This window comes from Paenibacillus sp. JZ16 (assembly GCF_015326965.1).
GTDB lineage: Bacteria > Bacillota > Bacilli > Paenibacillales > Paenibacillaceae > Paenibacillus_AQ.
Map to the genome: position 1 here is coordinate 5,558,306 of NZ_CP017659.1, position 19,195 is coordinate 5,577,500.

Below are 19,195 nucleotides of genomic sequence, written 5' to 3' on the forward strand. Positions count from 1 at the left end.
AAAATTTTTCTGCACAAACCGTGTTGACATAATTGAACTACAGTTGTAGTATTGATTTGCAACTACATCTGTAGTTTGTGGATAAAAATTAATAGGAGAGGAGTATTACCAAATGAAAGCAGCAACGAAAGTAGCAATCGCGACACTAAGCAGCATTTTATTAATGGGTTCTTCCGTAAACCTCGCGGCGAAGGCGCAATCCTACGAAAAAGCCCCAAAAGCTACTGTCAAGAAAGCAGCCGAAACAGCCAAGTCTATCTCTGCAGAGGAAAAAAGGCTTATCGAGGATGAGATCCAGAGAGTGAAGGAGTTGACCCAAGAGTCGGGTGATATGTACGTTCTGTATCATAAGTACCCAAAATTAAATAGCGGATTTGATATTAGCTTTTGGGGAGGGATACATGAATTCACTTCATACGAGGACTACTTGAAAAAAGCCTCAACTCTGAAGGGGTCCATCTTGAAGCAGCCTGCCAACCTGCCAAAGGGATACAAGTTTTTATCAGCGGTCATTGAAGGTCCGACCGAAGGAAAGTTCGTTGATGAGGTAAGGGCCGAAGGCAAGAAGAGCGGAAAGCCCATCTATGTGAAAAAGATCGATTGGAAAGAGGCGGCAAGCATCCGTCTTAAATATGCGAGCGGAAAAGACACGCTGGGCTTTTCCAAGTATGCGGCAGACTCGGAGGGAAGCAAGAAGAAAGGTTTCTTTAATGATAAGCTGCCGGCGCATGTCTTTCCAAAATACGTTTTTTGGAATGATGGCGGCAAATTCGAATACAGCATTTCAACCTCCTCTTTGGATATGTCCAGAAAACAGAAGGTCGAGATTTTGAAAGCAGCGGTGAAAAAATAACATTTGCGTCAGCTTCAGGACTTGCGGACAGGCCCATACAGCTCTGGAAAACAGGATGGCATGAGTTCTTTTGCAGATCAACATTCCCACAAGCGGTACAAGTATACTGCATGTAACTAAACCGAGAAAATTTTCTTCACCAAACATGTTGACATTATCAAACTACAATCGTAGCATTAACATAACTACATATGTAGTTTTATTGAATTGACATTGGAGGTTTCATGCATGAATCAAATACCACCGATTACGGATGCAGAGCTGGAAATTATGCGCGTATTGTGGGCTAATCCGGACTGTCCTTCCAGCGAGGTCGTAAAGAAAATGACGGATCTGATGGGGTGGAGCCCCAATACAACTCGGACGCTCCTCAGTCGTCTGGTGCAGAAGGAAGCAGCGGGTGCGAAACTGGAAAAGGGTTCAAAGCGCACCCAACTATTTTATCCGATCATCAGCGAGCAGGAGTATCTGCAGTCTGAAACCAAATCCTTCATGAAAAAACTTTATGGGGGAGCTTTAAAGCCGATGCTGGCCAACTTTTTGCAGGATAAAAAACTGAATGCGCAAGAAATCGAGGATCTGAAGGCTTTGTTTGACGAGAACAGCAGCGACGGGGAAACAGAAAAGAGAGAGCCCTGATGAGTCATACATTGCATGAAAATTTATTGTTGTTTTTCGGCTGGGTCATTCGCGGATCGTTCATGGCCGGCATCATGATCGTCCTTGTCCTGATGCTGCAATTTCTACTAAAAAACAAGATTGAAGCCAGATGGAGATACTGGCTTTGGTTTCCTGTGGCCATTCGCTTGCTGCTTCCTTGGGCACCGGAATCCTCGCTTAGCCTATACAATGTTTTGTCTCTGGAGGCCATAGTGCCCGGCATTCATCAACAAACCCAAGTTTCACCGCTTTGGAAGGAAACGGGGAGAATAAGCGCGGCCATTCATGTTGAGCGCTCTATACACCCGGAGGCAAGCGGAACTTCGGAAGTACCTGCTCCATCCCTTGAATCGGGACCCGTGCAGGACAGCGGTCATTGGTGGAATGGGTTCAAGCAGATAGGCTTCACCAATATACTGATGTCGGTTTGGCTTGCGGGTGTGCTGCTTCTTGCCGTCAAAACGGTATACGACCAGCTTCGATTGAAACAAGCCCTGCGCACGGGCCGAAAAATAGATACGCCTTTTCTATTGGCCGTGTTTCACGAGACGAAACAGCAATTAGGCGTGAAGCAAACCGTGCAGTTTGTAGCCAGCGAGCGAATTCCTGGACCTGCCGTGGTCGGTTTTAACAAACCGGCGATCGTCATTTCGCCCAGTCTGCTCATCACGCTGCAAAAGGATCAACTTCAATACATTCTGGCGCATGAGTTCGCACATATTCAGCGGCGGGACGTCGCAGTGAACTGGTTAATGCATATCATCCTGATCATCCATTGGTTTAATCCGTTATTATGGCTAGCCGTACATAAAGCGAGACAAGACCAGGAGATGGCTTGCGATGCATGCGCCTTGAATCGGATGAGCCCGCAGCAAAACAATGCATACGGACAAACGATCATCCATGTGCTGGACCATTTTTCAGGAAACCAACGTCAGCCGGGACTTGCCGGCCTGTCCGCCACGCATAAACAAATGAAAAGGAGACTTACGATGATTAAACATTTTCACAAAAAATCTTATCGCCTGTCCATTCTGGGGATGGGGATGATTCTCGCGCTAGGCAGCGTGACATTGGTTAATGCTAAGGAAAGCGATGCAGGGAACGTAACGTCAAAGGCTTCCGTGCAGTCAGAACAGGATGGAGCTGTTGTCAATAACGTGCCGGATATTATCTATCCCAAGGGGGATATTGACCGCGAGCTTTACAAAAAAGAGCTGGAAAAGGCCGAAAAAAAAGCAGAAGCAGCAGCCAAGGCTCTAACTCCAGAGGATAAGAAGTATATCGAAGCTGAGACCAATAGAGTGAAGAAGCTAAGCGAAGAGACAGGTGATATGTATGTTCTGTATCATAAATATAAGGATCTTAACAGCGGATTCGACCTAAGTTATTGGGGAGGTATAGAAAAATTCACTGCTTACGAGGACTACTTGATTAGAGCTTCCACGCTGGAGGGTTCTATTCTGAAGCGGCCTGCCAACTTGCCGGAGGGATTTAAGTTTTCCAAAGCGAGAATTGAAGGTCCAACCGAAAGAAAGTTCCTTGATGAAGTAAGGGCCGAAGGCAAGGAGAGCGGAAAACCCATCTACGCGAAAAAGATAGACTGGAAAGAGGCGGCAACCATTCGTCTTGAATATACGAACGGGAAAGATACGCTGGCCATTTCAAAATTTATGTTGGACTCAGAGGGAAGTAAGAAGAAAGGTTTCTTTGAGGATGACTTCCCGGCGCATGTCTATCCAAAATACGTGTTTTGGCATGAAGGCGGCTTTGAATACAGCATTTCAACCACATGGGATATGTCCAAGGAACAGAAGATCGATATTCTGAAAGCAGCGGTGCAGAAATAGTGTTTTGAGCAAGCTTTGGTCTTGGGTAAGCCCGTGCAGTCCTGGAAGTAGGATTGCATGGGCTCTTTTGACGAAAGAAGACCTGATTCCATTGGCTAAAACAGCGGTCAAAAATAGAGCCCACTTTTCAATTTTGCGGAATTTAGCGGTTCGTAGATCATGATTTGCAAAAAATCGATTACATAAATAAGCCTGGCTTTCCAGGCAGCACTCTGAGTGAGTTCGTAGGCTCCCAAGTTGTATGTCAAACGAGTTACGGCCTGGCCGTAACGGACCTCAGATCCGCTATTTTGGCAATCGGCACGGTATTGCAGGAGTTACCGGACACAGAGCCCGATAAGTTGCCGATCATGACTTGGTCAGTCCTTAGGCCCAGCAGTATCGGACCTCAGATCCGCTATTTTGGCTATTGGCACAGTATTGCAAGATTTATCGGACACACGATCCGTTAAGTAGCGGATAATCGGCAAAATGAGGACCTAATTCGGTGAAAAACGGATCTGTGGTCCGTTCGTGTTAAAAAAAGGGTGCCTTTGGACAAAATAAGGTCCGCTGAGTCCGCTAAAATTGCAAGTGACTAGTCAGTGCCCGTATGGACTACCCTCGAACGTAAGTACGACGCTCGAACGTAAGTACGACACTCGAAGTAAGTATGACGCTCTTGGACCTCAAATCCGCTATTTTCGCTATCGGCACGGTATTGCAGGAGTTACCGGACACAGAGCCCGATAAGTGCCGATCAGTGACTTGGTCAGTCCTTAGGCCCAGCAGTATCGGACCTCAGATCCGCTAATTGGCTATTGGCACAGTATTGCAAGATTTATCGGACACAGGTTCCGTTAAGTAGCGGATAATCCGTAAAATGATGACCTTATTTGGTGAATAACGGATCTGTGGTCCGTTCGTGTTAAAGAAAGGGTGCTTTTAGTTAAAATAAGGTCCGCTGAGTCCGCTAAAATTGCAAGTGACTAGTCAGTGTCCGTATGAACTACGCTCGAAAGTATGAACAACGCTCAAATTTATGGCACTCTCCGGACCTCAGATCCGCTATTTTCGCAATACGCTCGCTTTTGATGGGGTCATCGGACACAGGTTCCGTTAAGTAGCGGATAATCCGTAAAATGATGACCTTATTTGGTGAATAACGGATCTGTGGTCCGTTCGTGTTAAAAAAAGGGTGCTTTTGGACAAAATAAGGTCCGCTGAGTCCGCTAAAATTGCAAGTGACTAGTCAGTGTCCGTATGAACTACGCTCGAACGTGAGTACGACGCTCGAACGTAAGTACGACACTCGAAGTAAGTATGACGCTCTTGGACCTCAGATCCGCTATTTTCGCAATATGCTCGCTTTTGAGGGGGTTATCGGACACAGGTTCCGTTAAGTAGCGGATAATCCGTAAAATGATGACCATATTTGGTGAATAACGGATCTGTAGTCCGTTCGTGTTAAAAAAAGGGTGCTTTTGGTCAAAATAAGGTCCGCTGAGTCCGCTAAAATTGCAAGTGACTAGGCAGTGCCAGTATGAACTACGCTCGAACTTATGTACGACGCTAGAAGGTAAATACAACACTCAGATGTATGGCACTCAAATGTATCACAAAGCTCAATGCATGACAGTGCTCAATGTAAGACAAAGCTCAATGTATGACAGTGCTCAATGTAAGATAAAGCTCAAATGTATGACAAAGCTGAAATGTATGACAGTGCTCGACCCATATGCCAGAACTCCAACGTATACCCCAACAAAAACAGCCCGGCTTGATTGCTCAAGTCGGGCGTGTAATCAATAGGTTAGTTTTTTGGTGGCAGATGCTTACCATGTTTATGCCGTTTGTTTTTTGAAAGGTGTGTGCGTGGTGCCATCGCCTTTAGTTGTTCTGTGCGTCATTTTGTTCCACAGGCCGCGGAGGTAAGGGAGAACCCAATAATCGAGGCCGATTTTACCGGCGTTGGCAGCAGCGACGATGATCAGCACTTCAAGCAGTAACATCTGGGCGTTGGTGCTCACCGTACCCGAGAAGAGGAATGCGGCGTTCATCACAAGTCCCATCAGAGCGGCGAAGGTAGTGAAGGTACCGAGGATCAGCCCGACCCCTACGAGGAACTCACCGAGCGGGATGATAAAGTTGAAGAGCTTCACTCCCGGCAGTGCCGCATGCTCCAGAAACGCCGCCCACCAGCCTTGGACTGCGGGGTGATCGCCGGCTGCTTTGGCGATCGCGCCTTGCAGGAAGCCGCCTGCTTCAAATCGGCCCGTCAATTTACCCCAACCTGCTGTCATCCACTCATAACCGATGTAGACCCGGATGAAGGTCAGCAGCCACATTGCCAATTTGTTTGTTCTCAGCCAGTTGTTAAACATATAAACCACTCCTTAAAAGTATGATTTCTTTTTTATGAAAGCTTCCTTGCCAATTGTCGGATGATGTGCTGAAGTTCTATGATGTTGTTCTTTAGGAAGATGATCATCTCTTTCATGTCTTTATTATAAGTGAAATAAATCACAATATATGTGATTAAAATCACATTCGTGATAAAAATCATAAAAAACTTTTAATTTGTGAGTTGGCAGGGGGAAGTGACAGATGATAATCGAGAGGGCGAACAGATGCAATATATAGAGGAGACGTAGGAGAAACACGGGACAGTGAGGGGAAGATGCGCACTAGGATATGTGGTGGTAAAGCATGGTGTGTGGAGGATTGTGGGAGTAAGCAAATGGGTAGTAAGCAGGTAATTAGTAAGTATGTGTTGCTAAATCATGTTGTCTGGAGTATTGCTGGAATAAGCAAATGGGCAGTAAGCAGGTAATTAGTAAGTAATGTGTTGGTAAGCATGTTGTCTGGAGTTTTGCGGAAGTAGGCAAATGGGCAGTAAGCGAGTAATTAGTAAGTAATGTGTTGGTAAGCATGGTGTCTGGAGTTTTGCGGAAGTAGGCAAATGGGCAGTAAGCGAGTAATTAGTAAGTAATGTGTTGGTAAGCATGGTGTCAGAAGTATTGTGGGAGTAGGTTAAATGGGCAGTAAGCAGGTAATTAGTAAGTAATGTGGTGGTAAAGCATGGTGTCTGGAGTATTGCAGTAGTAGGCAAATGGGTAGTAAGCAAGTAATTAGTTAGTAAGTAATGTGGCGGTAAAGCATGGGGTCTGGAGTATTGCAGTAGTAGGCAAATGGGCAGTAAGCAGGTAGTTAGTAAGTAATGTGGTGGTAAGCATGTTGTCTGGAGTATTGCGGGAGTAAGCAAATGGGTAGTAAGCAGGTAATTAGTAAGTAATGTGGTGGTAAAGCATGGTGTCTGGAGTTTTGCGGGAGTAAGCAAGTGGGTAGTAAGCAGGTAATTAGTAAGTAATGTGGTGGTAAGCATGGTGCCTGGAGGATTGTGGGAGTAAGCAAATGGGTAGTAAGCGCGTAATTAGTAAGTAATGTGGTGGTAAGCATGTTGTCTGGAGGATTGCAGGAGTAGGCAAATGGGCAGTAAGCGAGTAATTAGTAAGTAATGTGGTGTTAAGCATGGTGTCAGAAGTATTGTGGGAGTAGGTTAAATGGGAGTAAGCAGGTAATTAGTAAGTAATATGCTGTAAGAATATTCTGTGCAGACGTGCAGAGTGAGTAAGCAAGCATGGTCAGTAGGTAATTAATAAAGCTAGTAAGTACAAAGCCAGCAAAGAAAATCTAGCAAGCTGTAAGCAGTGTGCGCAAAGCAGCATCTAGTACCTGGTGCGTGTAGATAAAGATGCAACGCATTGGGAGATAGCATATCGCTAGGCCGCTGGGTTCGGTGGTGAAATCGTTACTTGGGGCAAAATGGTGATAAGACACGGATGACCGGTACCGGTGGCATCGGTCACCCGTTGGTTTATAAAGGTAAGCCAAGCTGTAAGAGGTCGGAGAGAGGAGAAGCATCAATCATTCCTGTTTAGACTGACGTAAGAGTTGTTCTCAACTTAGGATCTGAGGAGTCAGCAGCCCCATTCATATTACTGGGGAAGCAAGCGCCATTCGCTTGATTTTTATTCTGTGATTATACTGCCCCTAAACTCCCACATCCCTTGTAAAATCAGACCGCCTGATTCTGCAGAGAGGAAGGGTCACTGCTGATTTTTGCTTTGCGCGTGAATTTATCTTGGAGGTAGGGCATGAGCCAGCGGTCGATCCCGATCTTTCCGCTGTTGGCGGCCGAGAGGATGATCAGGAATTCGAGCAGCAGGAGCTGACCGTTGATGCTGATGGCACCAGAAAAGAGATACGCAGCGTTCATCACGAGCCCCATCAGCGCAGCGAACACAGTGAATGTGCCGAGAATGAGGCCAAGTCCGACGAGGAATTCGCCCAGTGGAACGATGACGTTGAACCATTTGACGCCGGGCAGCGCGGCATGCTTCAGGAATACGGCCCACCAATCCTGAACCGCAGGGTGCTCACCCGTGGATTTGGCGATGGCCCCTTGCATAAATCCGGTCGCATCGAAGCCTCCCGTTAGCTTGCCCCAGCCTGCCGTCAGCCACTTATACCCAACGTACACCCGAATGACCGTCAGCAGCCACATTGCGATTTTGCTTGATTGCAACCATTGAATAAACATCAGCACCACTCCTCCAATGAATAATCATTCTCTTTTTTGTTTTCAGATTTTTGCAAATTTGAAATTCGTAATCACGGCGGAAGCTGAAAAAACAGCAACGATCTATATAATGTCGCATCATAACAAATTATTCATATTTGCAAAAATCTGTATTTAAATACAGTATTCGCATAGGCTGCGATTTGGCATAGGTTCTTGGCACGAAAAAAAGACGATGGAGAACCGGAATTCTCCAACGTCTTTTTATGGTTGTTATAAGGTTAAGCTGTGCGCTTTTTCAGATGAGTTGTCGGTGCTTTGGGTTCATGATCACGGTGGGTCATTCTATTCCACAGGCCGCGAAGGTAAGGGAGAACCCAACGGTCAAGACCGATTTTACCGGCGTTGGCCGCAGCGACGATGATCAGCACTTCAAGCAGTAACATTTGGGCGTTGGTGCTCACGGTACCCGAGAAGAGGAACGCGGCATTCATGACCAGTCCCATCAGGGCGGCGAAGGTGGTGAAGGTACCGAGAATGAGTCCGAGACCTACCAGGAACTCACCGAGCGGGATGATGAAGTTGAAGAGCTTCACGCCCGGCAGTGCCGCATGCTCCAGGAACGCTGCCCACCAGCCTTGGACGGCAGGGTGATCGCCGGTTGCATTGGCAATCGCGCCTTGGAGGAACCCACCAGCGTCAAATCCGACGCCTGTCAATTTGCCCCAACCTGCTGTCAGCCATTCATAACCGATATAAACCCGGATGAAGGTCAGCAGCCACATTGCAACTTTGTTCGTTCTCAGCCAATGGTTAAACATATAAACCACTCCTTATATGAGTTTTGATTTTTGGGATTAACGGGTTATAACGTTGTTTCTGATGCGATGTTGTCGATTCTTGTTGCCTTGGGAAGTGATCACCTTCTCTATGTCTTTATTATAAGTGAAAATATTCACATTACACGTGATAAATATCACAAAGTTGTGAACGTTCAATCGAATCCTCCCACTGACTAGATTACTCAATCGTTTTCGTTTTCAGGAGTGCAGGGATTCTCACGCTGTGGTCATTCGATCCGATGTGCCCGTTTTGAGGGTCAAACTTCAATCATTTTTGATGCTCCGGCTCCAGAAAAGCTCGAAGGGCGCTGCTCAGCGGCACGTCGCGGTGATAGATAAAATACACCACGACCTCGCGGTAGGACTCCGGCAGTGTCATGGCTGCAATGTTTTTCTCGTTGGAAAGCGAAACGGCATTGGACCTCGGGAGAAGCGCTACGCCGAGACCCGAAGCAACCCCGCCTAACACGGCTTCGAGCGAACCGAACTCTATGATTTGCGGATGTTGAACGCCAGCCTCGGCCAGCAGGCGCTCCACTCTGGATCGGTGGGTGCAGCCTGTCGACAAAATAAGCATCGGCTTCTGCAGCTGCTCCTGCTGGCTTGCCGCTCCGGCTTCGGAGATGAGCACCAGTTCCTCATTATACGAAGGGATCTGTTTCAGCAGAGGATGCGTCAAAGGTCCGTACACGAAAGCGCCGTCCAGTTCGCGGTCCAGCACTTGCTGCATCAGCACGCTGGAGTTGCCCGTGGTGAGGGACAGGCTGACCTCGGGGTGACGGGCGTAATAGTCGGCCAGGCGTCCTGGCAGATATGCAGCGGCGGTGGATTCAATCGCACCGATTCGTAGCGGTCCCCGCGGCGTATCCTCTGCCTGTACGGATTTCTCCGCTTCATCTAGCAAATTTAAAATTTGACGCGTGTATCCAAGCAGGCGCTCGCCGGCCGGGGTCAGTTCCATCCCTCGATTGCTTCGGATAAACAGGGCCGTCTGGAGCCTGTCCTCCAGCTGGCGGATCCGGCCCGTGACGTTGGAGGGAACATACTGCAGGCGTTGGGCCGCCCGCGTAATGCTGCCTTCCTCCGCTACTGCTCGGAATATCCGTAAATCTCCGCTTTCCATTAGTCTCACCTTCCTGACTTCATTCTGACTGAATGCCATATTCATTACTACTCATTTTACATGCTCCGAGGCGAACTATACAATTGAACCTAACATGGCCTACACAAGCCGGAAGAAGGGGAGAGATTCATGTGAAAGCAGCCATTCATCACGGCCGGAGCGGTCTGGACGGACTTCGGGTCGGCAATATGGAATCGAAACAACCGGGTCCCGGTGAGATCCGGGTCCGTTTAAAGACGGCCGGACTCAATCACCGCGATCTGTTTCTGATGAAGGGACGTCATGCGGCGGATGCACCGCTCATTCTTGGCTCAGACGGAGCAGGCATCATTGATGCCGTGGGTGAAGGAGTGGGGGGTCTGACAGCCGGCACGGAAGTCATCATCCATCCGACGATCGGTTGGGATAACACCGAAGAGGTCCCGGTGGTGCCGCAGATCCTGGGCGGACCCACGGACGGTACGTTTGCTGAAACGGTCGTCATTCCAGCGGACAATGCCTTCAGAAAGCCGACATACCTGACATGGGAGGAAGCGGGAGTACTGTCTTTATCCGCGCTAACGGCCTACCGTGCGCTGTTTACGAGGGCGCATATCAAACCTGGCGAGCATGTGCTTATACCAGGTATAGGAGGCGGGGTTGCAACCTACGCCATGCTCATGGCCCAGACTGCGGGGGCTGTCGTCAGCGTCACTTCCCGAAGCCAAGCCAAGCTCGAAGAAGCGCGGCGCTATTCTGTGCATAGGGCTTTTTCGAGCAGCGGGGATTGGAACAAAGAGCTGCAAGGGGAGAAGGTGGACGTGATTCTGGATAGTATCGGTCCGGCTACCTTTCCCCAATACTTGGAAGTGATCAAGCCGAATGGGCGGATCGTCAGCTTTGGGGCCAGCTCCGGCGACGCGGTCGAGGTTCCGCTGAGAGCTTTATTTTTTCCGCAGCTGTCCTGGATCGGTACGTCGATGGGGAGCCGCGAGGAGTTTGGAGAGATGCTTCGGTTCATGGAGGAGCACACCATTGCGCCCCTGATCGACCGGATGTACCCGCTGGATGAGATTCTGGATGCGTTCCGGCGGATGACGGCGGGCGAGCAGTTTGGCAATATTGGTTTGCGGATCGGATGACCATCGGCATCTCGTTTCCCTTCGGAAACTTCTGCGTCTAAATAAATGCATGGAAGCAGGAAGTCTCTTAAAGGCATACACACTATACGTATGCCTTCTAAGAGACTTTTTTATGTCACAAACCGGGTCGTTAAGAACCTCACCATGGTTTGAGTTGGAACTGCTGCCAAGGTTATTCATGAAAGGATTGGATCCCTTCTATATACAGACAAAGCACGGATTTTGTGATTAAATGTAAACTAAAGTTGATTGTCGGTTGGAAATTTTGGGGAAATTGGTTGGAAATTTAGGGTAATAAGTAATGGGAGCGTTCATAGGGGGAAACCATATGTTTAGCAAAGGGTCTTTGTCTTTTCAAAAATTCGCGTGGAGGACAAGCTTAATGTCGATGGCGACAGTTCTTATGCTGTCGGGCTGCGGCGGAGATAAACAGCAGGCGGAGCCTGCTCCGGCACCGGTGGTGGAGGCTCCGATCGAGCAGCCGGTAGAAGCGCCTCAAGAGGAAACGTCCTCTCCATATAAGGCACCGCTGACAGGAATGCCGTTAGAAGCGTCACTGACGCAGCGGCCGCTGGCCGTTATGATCAATAACGCACCGGCGGCAAGGCCGCAGTCGGGTCTGGGACAAGCGGATATGGTGTATGAAGTGCTGGCGGAAGGAGGGATCACGCGACTGATCGGCATTTTCCAAAGCCAGAGCGGCATTGAGAAGATCGGGCCGATTCGCAGCATTCGTCCTTATCTCATCAATCTTGGCGAGAGCTACGGCGGCGTTCTGGTCCACGCGGGCGGCAGCCCTGAAGCTTATAGCATCATCCAAAAGCAAGGCAAGCAGGATATGGACGAGATCGGAAATGCCGGCTCCTTCTTCTGGAGAGACAAGGAACGCAAAGCGCCGCATAATCTGTATTCCAGCGACGAGAAGCTTCGTGAAGGAGCGGCCAAGCTTAATTATGGCAACGACGTGAAGGTGCCGCAATATTCGTTCTATTCGGAGCCGACGGCAGCAAGCGGCGAAGGTGCAGAAGGAACGGCGCCTGTGGAGGTTATTTCCGGTGAACCCGGGGAGAAGGTAGAAATCAAATTTTTACTAGACAGTTATGTGGTGGCTTATCAGTATGACGGTTCGTCCAATACGTACAAACGGTGGGTCAATGGATCGCCGCATGTGGATCTTAACGATAATGTCCAGCTTGAAGCCGCGAATGTCATCGTGCTGGGGGCGGATCATAAGGTGCTGGATGATGTGGGCCGGCTTGCCGTGAATGTGGAAGCGGGCGGGAAAGCGATGCTGTTCCAGCGCGGAGAGGTCATCGAGGGGCAGTGGGTACGCGCAGCGGGCGATGCGATCCGTTTTGTGAAGGACGGCAAGGAAGTGCCATTGGTGCCGGGAACGACGTATTTCAACATTGTGCCGAATTCGCCTTCATTTGAAAGCCATGTGACCATTACGAATCCTTGATGTACAAGAGGTGGATGTTGGATGCATATCGGGATAATTTGCACGCAGACGGAGATGTTAATAGGCAAGGGAAATGAAGCGATATCCATGCATCTTCTATTTTGTTAGTTCCTTACATTTTTGAGTGTTACTTTTCTATACACACCCTGCCATGGATGTGATAAGATAGTCAAGGTTGTCTATCTTATAAGGGCGTTCGCGGCAATTTATCGAAAAAAGGGGTTAAGAGTATGAAATTGAAGAAGAAGGATATATTCTTCCAAACGTTGGAGAATATGGCCGATACGGTGGTACAAGCCGCAGATTATTTTTCGCAGCACGTTTCCAATCTTCAAGATGTGCTTGAATTTGCCAATGAAATGAAAAAATACGAGTCCCAGTGTGATACCTATACGCATACCATCATCACTGAGCTCAACAAAACGTTTATCACGCCAATCGAACGCGACGATATTATGGACCTGACAACCAGCATGGACGATGTGATGGACGGATTGGAAGCAACGGCATCCCGTTTCTATATGTACAATTTGGGGAAACCTGACGAGTACATGGTACAGTTTGCCGAAATTTTGCGTCAATCGGCTTACGAAATTCAGAAGGCCATTCATTTGCTCTCTCAGAAAAAACTTCTGGCCATTCGTGAGTACACGATCCGCTTGAACGATCTGGAGAACCAAGGCGACGAGCTGCTGCGCATCTGTATCAAGGATCTGTTCGCCACCGTCTCTGACCCGATTCTGCTGATCAAGAAAAAAGAGATTTACGAACGTCTTGAAACGACCACGGACACCTGCGAAGACGTGGCAAATATGCTGGAATCCATCATTATGCGCAACTCGTAAGGGAGTCTTTGAACAATGGATACAACGATGTTAGTATTAGTAATTGTTGTTTTTTTGGCGCTTGCATTTGACTTCATCAACGGGTTTCACGATACGGCGAATGCTATCGCAACGTCGGTTTCGACCCGGGCCCTGAAGCCGCGGGTAGCCATACTGCTTGCAGCGAGCATGAACTTCGTCGGCGCGATGATGTTCACAGGGGTTGCCAAAACCATCGGCGGAAGCGTCGCCGATCCGACCAAGCTGGATAACGGGATCGAGGTAGTTATTGCAACATTGCTTGCAGCCATCATCTGGAACCTGGTTACCTGGTGGTTCGGATTGCCTTCATCTTCTTCCCATGCTCTGATCGGGGCATTGGCCGGTGCGGTATTTGTCGGCGCGGGAAGCGACATGCTGAATTATGGCGGATTTAAGGATATCGTATTAGCGCTGATTCTGTCGCCTATCCTTGCGTTTGTGATCGGTTATGTGGTTATGCAGCTGCTGAAGTTCATCTTTGCCAAGCGCAGTCCGCATACGGTGAATAAAGGCTTCCGCACGATGCAGATCTTTACGGCAGCACTGCAATCCTTCACGCACGGTACCAACGATGCACAGAAGGCGATGGGGATTATCACTTTTGCTCTGGTTACCTCCGGTCAATTGACAGAGATGGAAGTTCCGCTCTGGGTTAAAATTTCGGCAGCGACAGCGATGGCGCTCGGAACCTCGGTGGGCGGCTGGAAGATCATCAAAACCATGGGTACGAAAATTTTCAAAATCGAGCCGATCAACGGCTTCGCAGCGGATTTCTCGGCTGCATCCGTCATCTTCTCGGCTACGCTGCTTCACTTGCCAATCAGTACGACGCATGCCATAACGTCGGCGATTCTCGGCGTAGGCTCAGCGAAACGCTTCTCCGCCGTGAAATGGTCCCTGGCAGGCCGCATCGTAGTGACCTGGTTTATTACGATTCCGATTACGGCTGTACTGGCAGGAGTCATCTTTAAAATTCTTTTCTAAAAACGTAATTACACATAGATCATGGATAGTTGTGGGGCCAATCAGGAATCGATTGGCTTTTTTTATTGAACGAAACCGAAGGTGCTGGAAGGAGAGCTTATCATGATTCGCACGTTAGCCATTACCCCAAGCTATGAAGCGGTAATCGGACTTCCACTCGAAGAGATTCGAATGGAGGACTATACCTGGATCTGGGTCGATTTCAGTGAGCCGACGCCGGAGGAGGCGCGGATGCTGGATAGCTATTTTCATTTTCACCCGCTGGCGGTGGAGGATTGCATGCACATCCTGCAGCGGCCGAAGCTGGATTATTACGAACAGATGCAGTTCTTAGTCTTACATGCCCTACAGCCGGATACGCTGGGTGTCGTCGAGGTGGATCTATTTCTAGCACCTTCGTATATTGTATCTTTTCACGAGAAAGCCATGCGCGAAATGGATGAAGCTTGGGACCGCGTGCTCTCGGTCGCCGGCAAGGGACCGCTGGGTCAAGACGGCCCAAGCTTCACGGCCTATACGATCATGGATAAGCTGGTGGATCAGTACTTTCCAAGCTTGTTTGCCATCGAGGATGAGCTGGCCGAGCTGGAAAGCCATGGGGAGAAGGATTCGGTCGAGGATCTAATGAATCAGGTGTTTGCGCTTCGTTCCAGACTGCTTCGCCTGCGGCGGACGGTCGTGCCGATGCGGGATCTGCTGTACCGGATCGTGAATTCGCAGCATTTGCAGCACCACGCGCACCATGCTTATTTTTCCGACATTTATGACCATCTGCTGAAGCTGGCGGACATGATCGAAGCCGACCGCGAGATGACGGCGGACCTTCGGGACAGCTACATATCGGTGAATTCGAACCGGATGAACACCATCATGAAGACACTGACGGTCATCACGACCATCTTCATGCCGCTTACCTTGATTGCCGGGATTTACGGGATGAATTTCGAGAACATGCCGGAGCTGGAGTGGCATTATGGATACTTCTTCGTGCTCCTTCTCATGTTCGTGCTTGGCGGGGGCATGGTGTTGTGGTTTATGCGCAGAGGCTGGTTTAAATAGAGAGGTTCATTGTTGAGTATAGGTCAACGTGAAAATTGATGATGCGATTCGTAAGGTAGAGGATGCCAGCCGGGAGTATTTGTCGGCCCAAGTCCCTGCCATGCGGTTACCTATAATGAGGTAAGGTTGTCCTGCATCATAAGGCGAATGCTAAATAACTGTCGTTTCTTGTTCCTTCGTAAGGGGTAAAGGCTTGCAGAGGAGGGACTGCATATGAAACTCAGGCTCAGACCACATCCCAAGAAGCGTTCACCGCATCAACCAGATGAGCCTTTGCGTTCCCGGCTGCTGCGCCGGATGCTTCGCTTGGCTTGGAAACGAAAACGAAAGCTCGCCGTGACGAACCGCTATGAGGTGGGCATGGTCATCAGCGAGATTGCGACCGGCCTGTTGTTCATCACTGGCAGCATACTCATGTTCTATCCCCATATGAAACGGGTCCCGACCGTGCTGTATCTGATGGGCAGCATCATGATGCTGCTGCGTTCCGGTCTGCGCGGATCCTATTGGTTTCGGTTAAAATCACTCGAAAGAGCCGAGAATAAAGAAGCCGGTCCCGAAGGGGACTGGACGCGCTGATGAGGATATCATAGGTTGATAAAAGGCTATGGCTCCAGTCTTGGGTAACCGACTGGAGCCAACTGCATTGATGTATGATGGTTCGGATGATTCCGCCTATGGTGAGTTTTATTAACGTATCTGCTAAACATCGTGTCGCTATATCCTTCGATGATCAGAGGCTGCCGTGTTTTGTGAAACGCACGGTAGGTTTAAAGTTTATCCATTTACATAGATCAACGGCGACGTTTTTTGCCAGAGCCGGATGGTCTGCGCGAGCCGGAGCGGCGTCGGCTCCCCGAGGAACGGCGTCTGCGCGGTTTATATTCGTAGCCGTCTTCATTCTGGTCCGTAAATGCGCTTGGAGAGGATCCGCCGCCGCCGCCTTTCTTCTTGCCGAGTGCGCCTGCAAGCAGAGAGACCATAGGCGCAAGCTGCTGGAAGCCCTGCATGACCTTTTGTACCTTGCCAATGTTGTTGACGATACCGTCTATGCCGCCCATCCGATCGATGAGGCCCTTGATGTCGCTCATATTGTTGACCCCGAGTCCGCCGAGGAGCTTGCCTAATCCGCCTCCACCGCCGCTGCTGCCTCCTCCGCCAAGGAGACCTGCCAGACCACCTCCGCCGGAATTCGTGGATGGAGCCAGAGCCGAAGCTGATGCTTCCATGTCGGTTACGCCGTCGGTATATGGATATAACGCGGTTTCACCCACATCCGGATAATCGGTGTATGGAGTAATGCCAGGGTATGGCGATGGCGTCTGCGGCAGTGATTCATATTCATTGAGGGAGCGCTGGTTATTAGTGGGTCGGCGGTGATAATAGTGAGAATGACGCGTCATGATATCACTTTCCTTTTTGAGTTAAGATACTATACTGTATGATACGGGCGGGCGATGGGTTTAGGCGGATGTCCCGATTTTCGGGATAGGAGCGGAATCGGGCGATAGCCCAGGAAGATTTTGGCGAGCGCTGGAGCGGTGAAATGTGAGCGTGTATAAGGGATGCTGCCTCCGGGTAATGGTTGTCCTGTAGTGCGTGAAATCGTTAATGCTTGAAAATACTAGTTCCGCTCGGGTACAATGGGAGTGCGAGTGTTATACACAGTAACAATAGGGGATGATCATCCAGTGCAATTAAAGAAGCTAAATGATAAAAGCATCGATCAATTATTCGAAGCGATATTAACCCTGGGCAGTGTGGAAGAGTGCTATGTATTCTTCGATGATCTCTGCACCGTTAACGAAATTCAGTCCTTGTCGCAGCGGCTGGAAGTGGCGCGCATGCTGGGCAAGGGATGCACATACAACCAGATTGAAGCAGAAACGGGAGCCAGCACCGCAACGATATCGCGCGTGAAGCGTTGCCTGAACTACGGCAATGACGGTTATAAAATGACGCTGGAGCGTTTAGGACGTTAAACTTATGACGAAGCCGGGTGTGCTGGTTATTAGTCATGGTTCGCGTGAACAGAAATGGGTGTCGCTTGTGGACGAAGCCGTCCACAGTCTGGCGTCCCGTATGGATATACCGGTCGTCTCTTCGTACCTGGAACTGGTAGAGGGCCGTCTGATTCAGGACGGCATCACGGCCTTGGAAGACCAGGGTGTCACCGACATTGTGGTCATTCCTCTATTTGTCTCGTCCGGCAGCACACATGTCGACGAAATAGCTTATGCTATAGGAGCGAAGGCCGTTCCGGACATGGAGACGGACCTGGCGCCGTTTCGGGTCCGGTCCCGGGTTCATTTTGGCACGCCGATGGACGACGCCCCCGAGATTGCGGCCATGGTATGGGATAAGGTAAAAGAGCTGTCCGTGAACCCTGCGAAGGAGGTTATTCTTCTTGTCGGACACGGCAGCCGGCATGATCTGTTTCGCAGCCGCTGGGAAAAGGGTATTAACTCTTTGGCACAGCGAGTTAGCGAGATAAGCGGAACAAGCGCGGATTATGCTTTACTCAGTCCCGGCAATGTTCGGGACAAGGTGACAGCATGGATGGAGCGCGGCTGCGATGTGATCGTAGCTCCGCTTTTTTTGAGTGAGGGGTATTTTACGGAGAAGGTGATACCTGATCGGCTCGAGGGGCTGGAATGCCGATATTCCGGCAGAACCTTGCTTCCGCACCCGCTGCTGCCGCAGTGGATGGAGTCGCAGGCCAAACTTCTTCTTCTATCCTTGAAATCATAAGTAGGTGGCGTATCGTTAATGAGAAATGCAAGGTTAATCTATAACCCAACCTCCGGCCGGGAGGAAATGAAGCGTCGGCTTGCTGATATATTGCACCGTCTGGACAGTGCTGGCATCGAAACCTCCTGTCATGCAACGACCGGAGAGGGGGATGCGACCCGTGAAGCGGCGGATGCCGTCGAACGCGGATACGATCTTGTGATCGCAGCCGGCGGAGACGGTACGCTCAATGAGGTCATCAACGGGATGGCCGGCAGGGATAATCTCCCTCCGCTCGGTATTTTCCCGCTGGGGACCACGAACGATTTTGCGCGGGCGCTCGGCATCTCGAAGAACTGGGAGGAGTACTGCGATCTGGTCATTCGGGGCGAGACGCGTCCGATTGACGTGGGCAAAGCGAATGATCGTTACTTCATTAATATCGCGGGCGGCGGTACGCTGACCGAGCTCACGTATGAGGTGCCAAGCAAGCTGAAGACGATGATCGGGCAGCTGGCGTATTATTTGAAGGGGATCGAGAAAATGGTCAGCCTCGCGCCGCAGGAGCTCATCATCAACGCCAGCGGTCATCCGGCGATCCATGACGAATTCATGGTGTTCCTCATTGCGAACAGCAACTCGGTTGGCGGCTTCGACAAAATCGCGCCGGGCGCGAGCATCGACGACGGCTTGTTCGACGTCATTGCGCTGCGCAAGTGCAATCTGGCGGAGTTCGTGCGTGTAGCTACGCTCGCCCTGCGCGGCGAGCATATCAACGACAAGCGGGTCGTGCATTTCCGCACCGACTATATGGAGGTCGTCTCTCCGGGACCGGTTCAGCTGAACCTGGATGGTGAGTTCGGCGGCGTCCTGCCGGGCACGTTCCGTGTCCTGCCGCAGCATTTAAGGATTTTTGGCTGAGATGGGGCATTTTAAATGATGGAACAGGCCGAGGATATCGCCGCTTAGGCTCCGGGTTGTTGTAAGTAAATGATTGGATTTGCACGCTGAATGGATTGAATAACATACGAGGCTCCCGTATAATGATGGACGTGAGCTTGTGCGCTAAGCTCCCTTGGGGGAG

At 49.9% G+C, this 19,195-nt stretch carries 17 protein-coding genes; 12 read left to right on the forward strand and 5 right to left on the reverse strand.

Features of this window, described 5'->3' with window-relative positions; translation table 11 throughout:
* Nucleotides 1–112 precede the first annotated feature (112 nt).
* The 3 genes from BJP58_RS24945 to BJP58_RS24955 all read left to right on the forward strand — a co-directional run bounded on the left by BJP58_RS24945 (nucleotide 113) and on the right by BJP58_RS24955 (nucleotide 3,363).
* On the forward strand, nucleotides 113–853 hold the full coding sequence (locus BJP58_RS24945) for a hypothetical protein (RefSeq protein ID WP_194541008.1): 741 nt from the start codon (nucleotides 113–115) through the stop codon (nucleotides 851–853).
* A 228-nt stretch (nucleotides 854–1,081) separates the two neighbouring features.
* A complete protein-coding gene (locus tag BJP58_RS24950) occupies nucleotides 1,082–1,492 on the forward strand; it encodes a BlaI/MecI/CopY family transcriptional regulator (protein ID WP_071221516.1) in 411 nt (136 codons plus the stop codon).
* A complete protein-coding gene (locus BJP58_RS24955; protein WP_194541009.1) occupies nucleotides 1,492–3,363 on the forward strand; it encodes a M56 family metallopeptidase in 1,872 nt (623 codons plus the stop codon). The genes BJP58_RS24950 and BJP58_RS24955 overlap by 1 nt, the downstream gene beginning before the upstream one ends.
* Before the next feature lie 1,823 nt (nucleotides 3,364–5,186).
* On the opposite strand, the gene BJP58_RS24960 is transcribed toward BJP58_RS24955, so the two are convergent.
* The 4 genes from BJP58_RS24960 to BJP58_RS24975 all read right to left on the reverse strand — a co-directional run bounded on the left by BJP58_RS24960 (nucleotide 5,187) and on the right by BJP58_RS24975 (nucleotide 9,889).
* Nucleotides 5,187–5,726 carry a DoxX family protein gene (locus tag BJP58_RS24960; protein WP_194541010.1) on the reverse strand — a complete coding sequence of 180 codons (540 nt, stop codon included), beginning with the start codon at nucleotides 5,724–5,726 and terminating at the stop codon, nucleotides 5,187–5,189.
* Between the two features lie 1,694 nt (nucleotides 5,727–7,420).
* Nucleotides 7,421–7,945, reverse strand: a complete 525-nt coding sequence (locus tag BJP58_RS24965) for a DoxX family protein (RefSeq protein ID WP_071221512.1) — start codon at nucleotides 7,943–7,945, stop codon at nucleotides 7,421–7,423.
* Nucleotides 7,946–8,205: 260 nt separating this feature from the next.
* Entirely contained in the window at nucleotides 8,206–8,745 is a 540-nt protein-coding gene (locus BJP58_RS24970) for a DoxX family protein (RefSeq protein ID WP_194541011.1), read from the reverse strand.
* A gap of 289 nt (nucleotides 8,746–9,034) precedes the next feature.
* Nucleotides 9,035–9,889 carry a LysR family transcriptional regulator gene (locus tag BJP58_RS24975; protein WP_194545052.1) on the reverse strand — a complete coding sequence of 285 codons (855 nt, stop codon included), beginning with the start codon at nucleotides 9,887–9,889 and terminating at the stop codon, nucleotides 9,035–9,037.
* A 131-nt stretch (nucleotides 9,890–10,020) separates the two neighbouring features.
* On the opposite strand from BJP58_RS24975, the gene BJP58_RS24980 reads away from it, so the two are divergent.
* From BJP58_RS24980 to BJP58_RS25005, 6 genes are all read left to right on the forward strand, one after another.
* Nucleotides 10,021–11,010, forward strand: a complete 990-nt coding sequence (locus BJP58_RS24980) for a zinc-binding dehydrogenase (protein ID WP_194541012.1) — start codon at nucleotides 10,021–10,023, stop codon at nucleotides 11,008–11,010.
* A 382-nt stretch (nucleotides 11,011–11,392) separates the two neighbouring features.
* Nucleotides 11,393–12,472, forward strand: coding sequence for a DUF3048 domain-containing protein (locus BJP58_RS24985; protein ID WP_194541013.1), 1,080 nt, complete (start codon nucleotides 11,393–11,395; stop codon nucleotides 12,470–12,472).
* 230 nt (nucleotides 12,473–12,702) lie between these two features.
* Nucleotides 12,703–13,317 (forward strand): DUF47 domain-containing protein, encoded by a 615-nt coding sequence (locus BJP58_RS24990; RefSeq protein ID WP_053489885.1) that lies wholly within the window; start codon nucleotides 12,703–12,705, stop codon nucleotides 13,315–13,317.
* Between the two features lie 15 nt (nucleotides 13,318–13,332).
* Nucleotides 13,333–14,322 (forward strand): inorganic phosphate transporter, encoded by a 990-nt coding sequence (locus tag BJP58_RS24995; protein ID WP_071221507.1) that lies wholly within the window; start codon nucleotides 13,333–13,335, stop codon nucleotides 14,320–14,322.
* Between the two features lie 102 nt (nucleotides 14,323–14,424).
* Nucleotides 14,425–15,381 (forward strand): magnesium/cobalt transporter CorA, encoded by a 957-nt coding sequence (gene corA / locus BJP58_RS25000; RefSeq protein ID WP_194541014.1) that lies wholly within the window; start codon nucleotides 14,425–14,427, stop codon nucleotides 15,379–15,381.
* 213 nt (nucleotides 15,382–15,594) lie between these two features.
* Nucleotides 15,595–15,960, forward strand: coding sequence for a YrhK family protein (locus tag BJP58_RS25005; protein WP_194541015.1), 366 nt, complete (start codon nucleotides 15,595–15,597; stop codon nucleotides 15,958–15,960).
* Nucleotides 15,961–16,175: 215 nt separating this feature from the next.
* Here BJP58_RS25005 and BJP58_RS25010 read toward each other — a convergent pair whose 3' ends face one another.
* Nucleotides 16,176–16,784, reverse strand: a complete 609-nt coding sequence (locus BJP58_RS25010) for a hypothetical protein (RefSeq protein WP_194541016.1) — start codon at nucleotides 16,782–16,784, stop codon at nucleotides 16,176–16,178.
* A gap of 288 nt (nucleotides 16,785–17,072) precedes the next feature.
* Here BJP58_RS25010 and BJP58_RS25015 point away from each other — a divergent pair, with 288 nt between their 5' ends.
* The 3 genes from BJP58_RS25015 to BJP58_RS25025 are packed head-to-tail and all read left to right on the forward strand — an operon-like array spanning nucleotide 17,073 to nucleotide 19,032.
* Nucleotides 17,073–17,363: a YerC/YecD family TrpR-related protein gene (locus BJP58_RS25015; RefSeq protein WP_053489879.1), complete on the forward strand. Its 291-nt coding sequence runs from the start codon at nucleotides 17,073–17,075 to the stop codon at nucleotides 17,361–17,363.
* Nucleotides 17,364–17,367: 4 nt separating this feature from the next.
* Nucleotides 17,368–18,132, forward strand: coding sequence for a sirohydrochlorin chelatase (locus tag BJP58_RS25020; protein WP_194541017.1), 765 nt, complete (start codon nucleotides 17,368–17,370; stop codon nucleotides 18,130–18,132).
* Between the two features lie 18 nt (nucleotides 18,133–18,150).
* Nucleotides 18,151–19,032, forward strand: a complete 882-nt coding sequence (locus tag BJP58_RS25025) for a diacylglycerol kinase (RefSeq protein WP_009592325.1) — start codon at nucleotides 18,151–18,153, stop codon at nucleotides 19,030–19,032.
* Nucleotides 19,033–19,195 lie beyond the last annotated feature (163 nt).

Excerpts from the sequence above, each read along its gene's own strand:
- BJP58_RS24945 (WP_194541008.1), top strand. The coding sequence starts at position 113 with ATGAAAGCAGCAACGAAAGTAGCAATCGCGACACTAAGCAGCATTTTA.
- BJP58_RS24950 (WP_071221516.1), top strand. The coding sequence starts at position 1,082 with ATGAATCAAATACCACCGATTACGGATGCAGAGCTGGAAATTATGCGC.
- BJP58_RS24955 (WP_194541009.1), top strand. The coding sequence starts at position 1,492 with ATGAGTCATACATTGCATGAAAATTTATTGTTGTTTTTCGGCTGGGTC.
- BJP58_RS24960 (WP_194541010.1), bottom strand. The coding sequence starts at position 5,726 with ATGTTTAACAACTGGCTGAGAACAAACAAATTGGCAATGTGGCTGCTG.
- BJP58_RS24965 (WP_071221512.1), bottom strand. The coding sequence starts at position 7,945 with ATGTTTATTCAATGGTTGCAATCAAGCAAAATCGCAATGTGGCTGCTG.
- BJP58_RS24970 (WP_194541011.1), bottom strand. The coding sequence starts at position 8,745 with ATGTTTAACCATTGGCTGAGAACGAACAAAGTTGCAATGTGGCTGCTG.
- BJP58_RS24975 (WP_194545052.1), bottom strand. The coding sequence starts at position 9,889 with ATGGAAAGCGGAGATTTACGGATATTCCGAGCAGTAGCGGAGGAAGGC.
- BJP58_RS24985 (WP_194541013.1), top strand. The coding sequence starts at position 11,393 with ATGTCGATGGCGACAGTTCTTATGCTGTCGGGCTGCGGCGGAGATAAA.
- BJP58_RS24990 (WP_053489885.1), top strand. The coding sequence starts at position 12,703 with ATGAAATTGAAGAAGAAGGATATATTCTTCCAAACGTTGGAGAATATG.
- BJP58_RS24995 (WP_071221507.1), top strand. The coding sequence starts at position 13,333 with ATGGATACAACGATGTTAGTATTAGTAATTGTTGTTTTTTTGGCGCTT.
- corA (WP_194541014.1), top strand. The coding sequence starts at position 14,425 with ATGATTCGCACGTTAGCCATTACCCCAAGCTATGAAGCGGTAATCGGA.
- BJP58_RS25005 (WP_194541015.1), top strand. The coding sequence starts at position 15,595 with ATGAAACTCAGGCTCAGACCACATCCCAAGAAGCGTTCACCGCATCAA.
- BJP58_RS25010 (WP_194541016.1), bottom strand. The coding sequence starts at position 16,784 with ATGACGCGTCATTCTCACTATTATCACCGCCGACCCACTAATAACCAG.
- BJP58_RS25020 (WP_194541017.1), top strand. The coding sequence starts at position 17,368 with ATGACGAAGCCGGGTGTGCTGGTTATTAGTCATGGTTCGCGTGAACAG.
- BJP58_RS25025 (WP_009592325.1), top strand. The coding sequence starts at position 18,151 with ATGAGAAATGCAAGGTTAATCTATAACCCAACCTCCGGCCGGGAGGAA.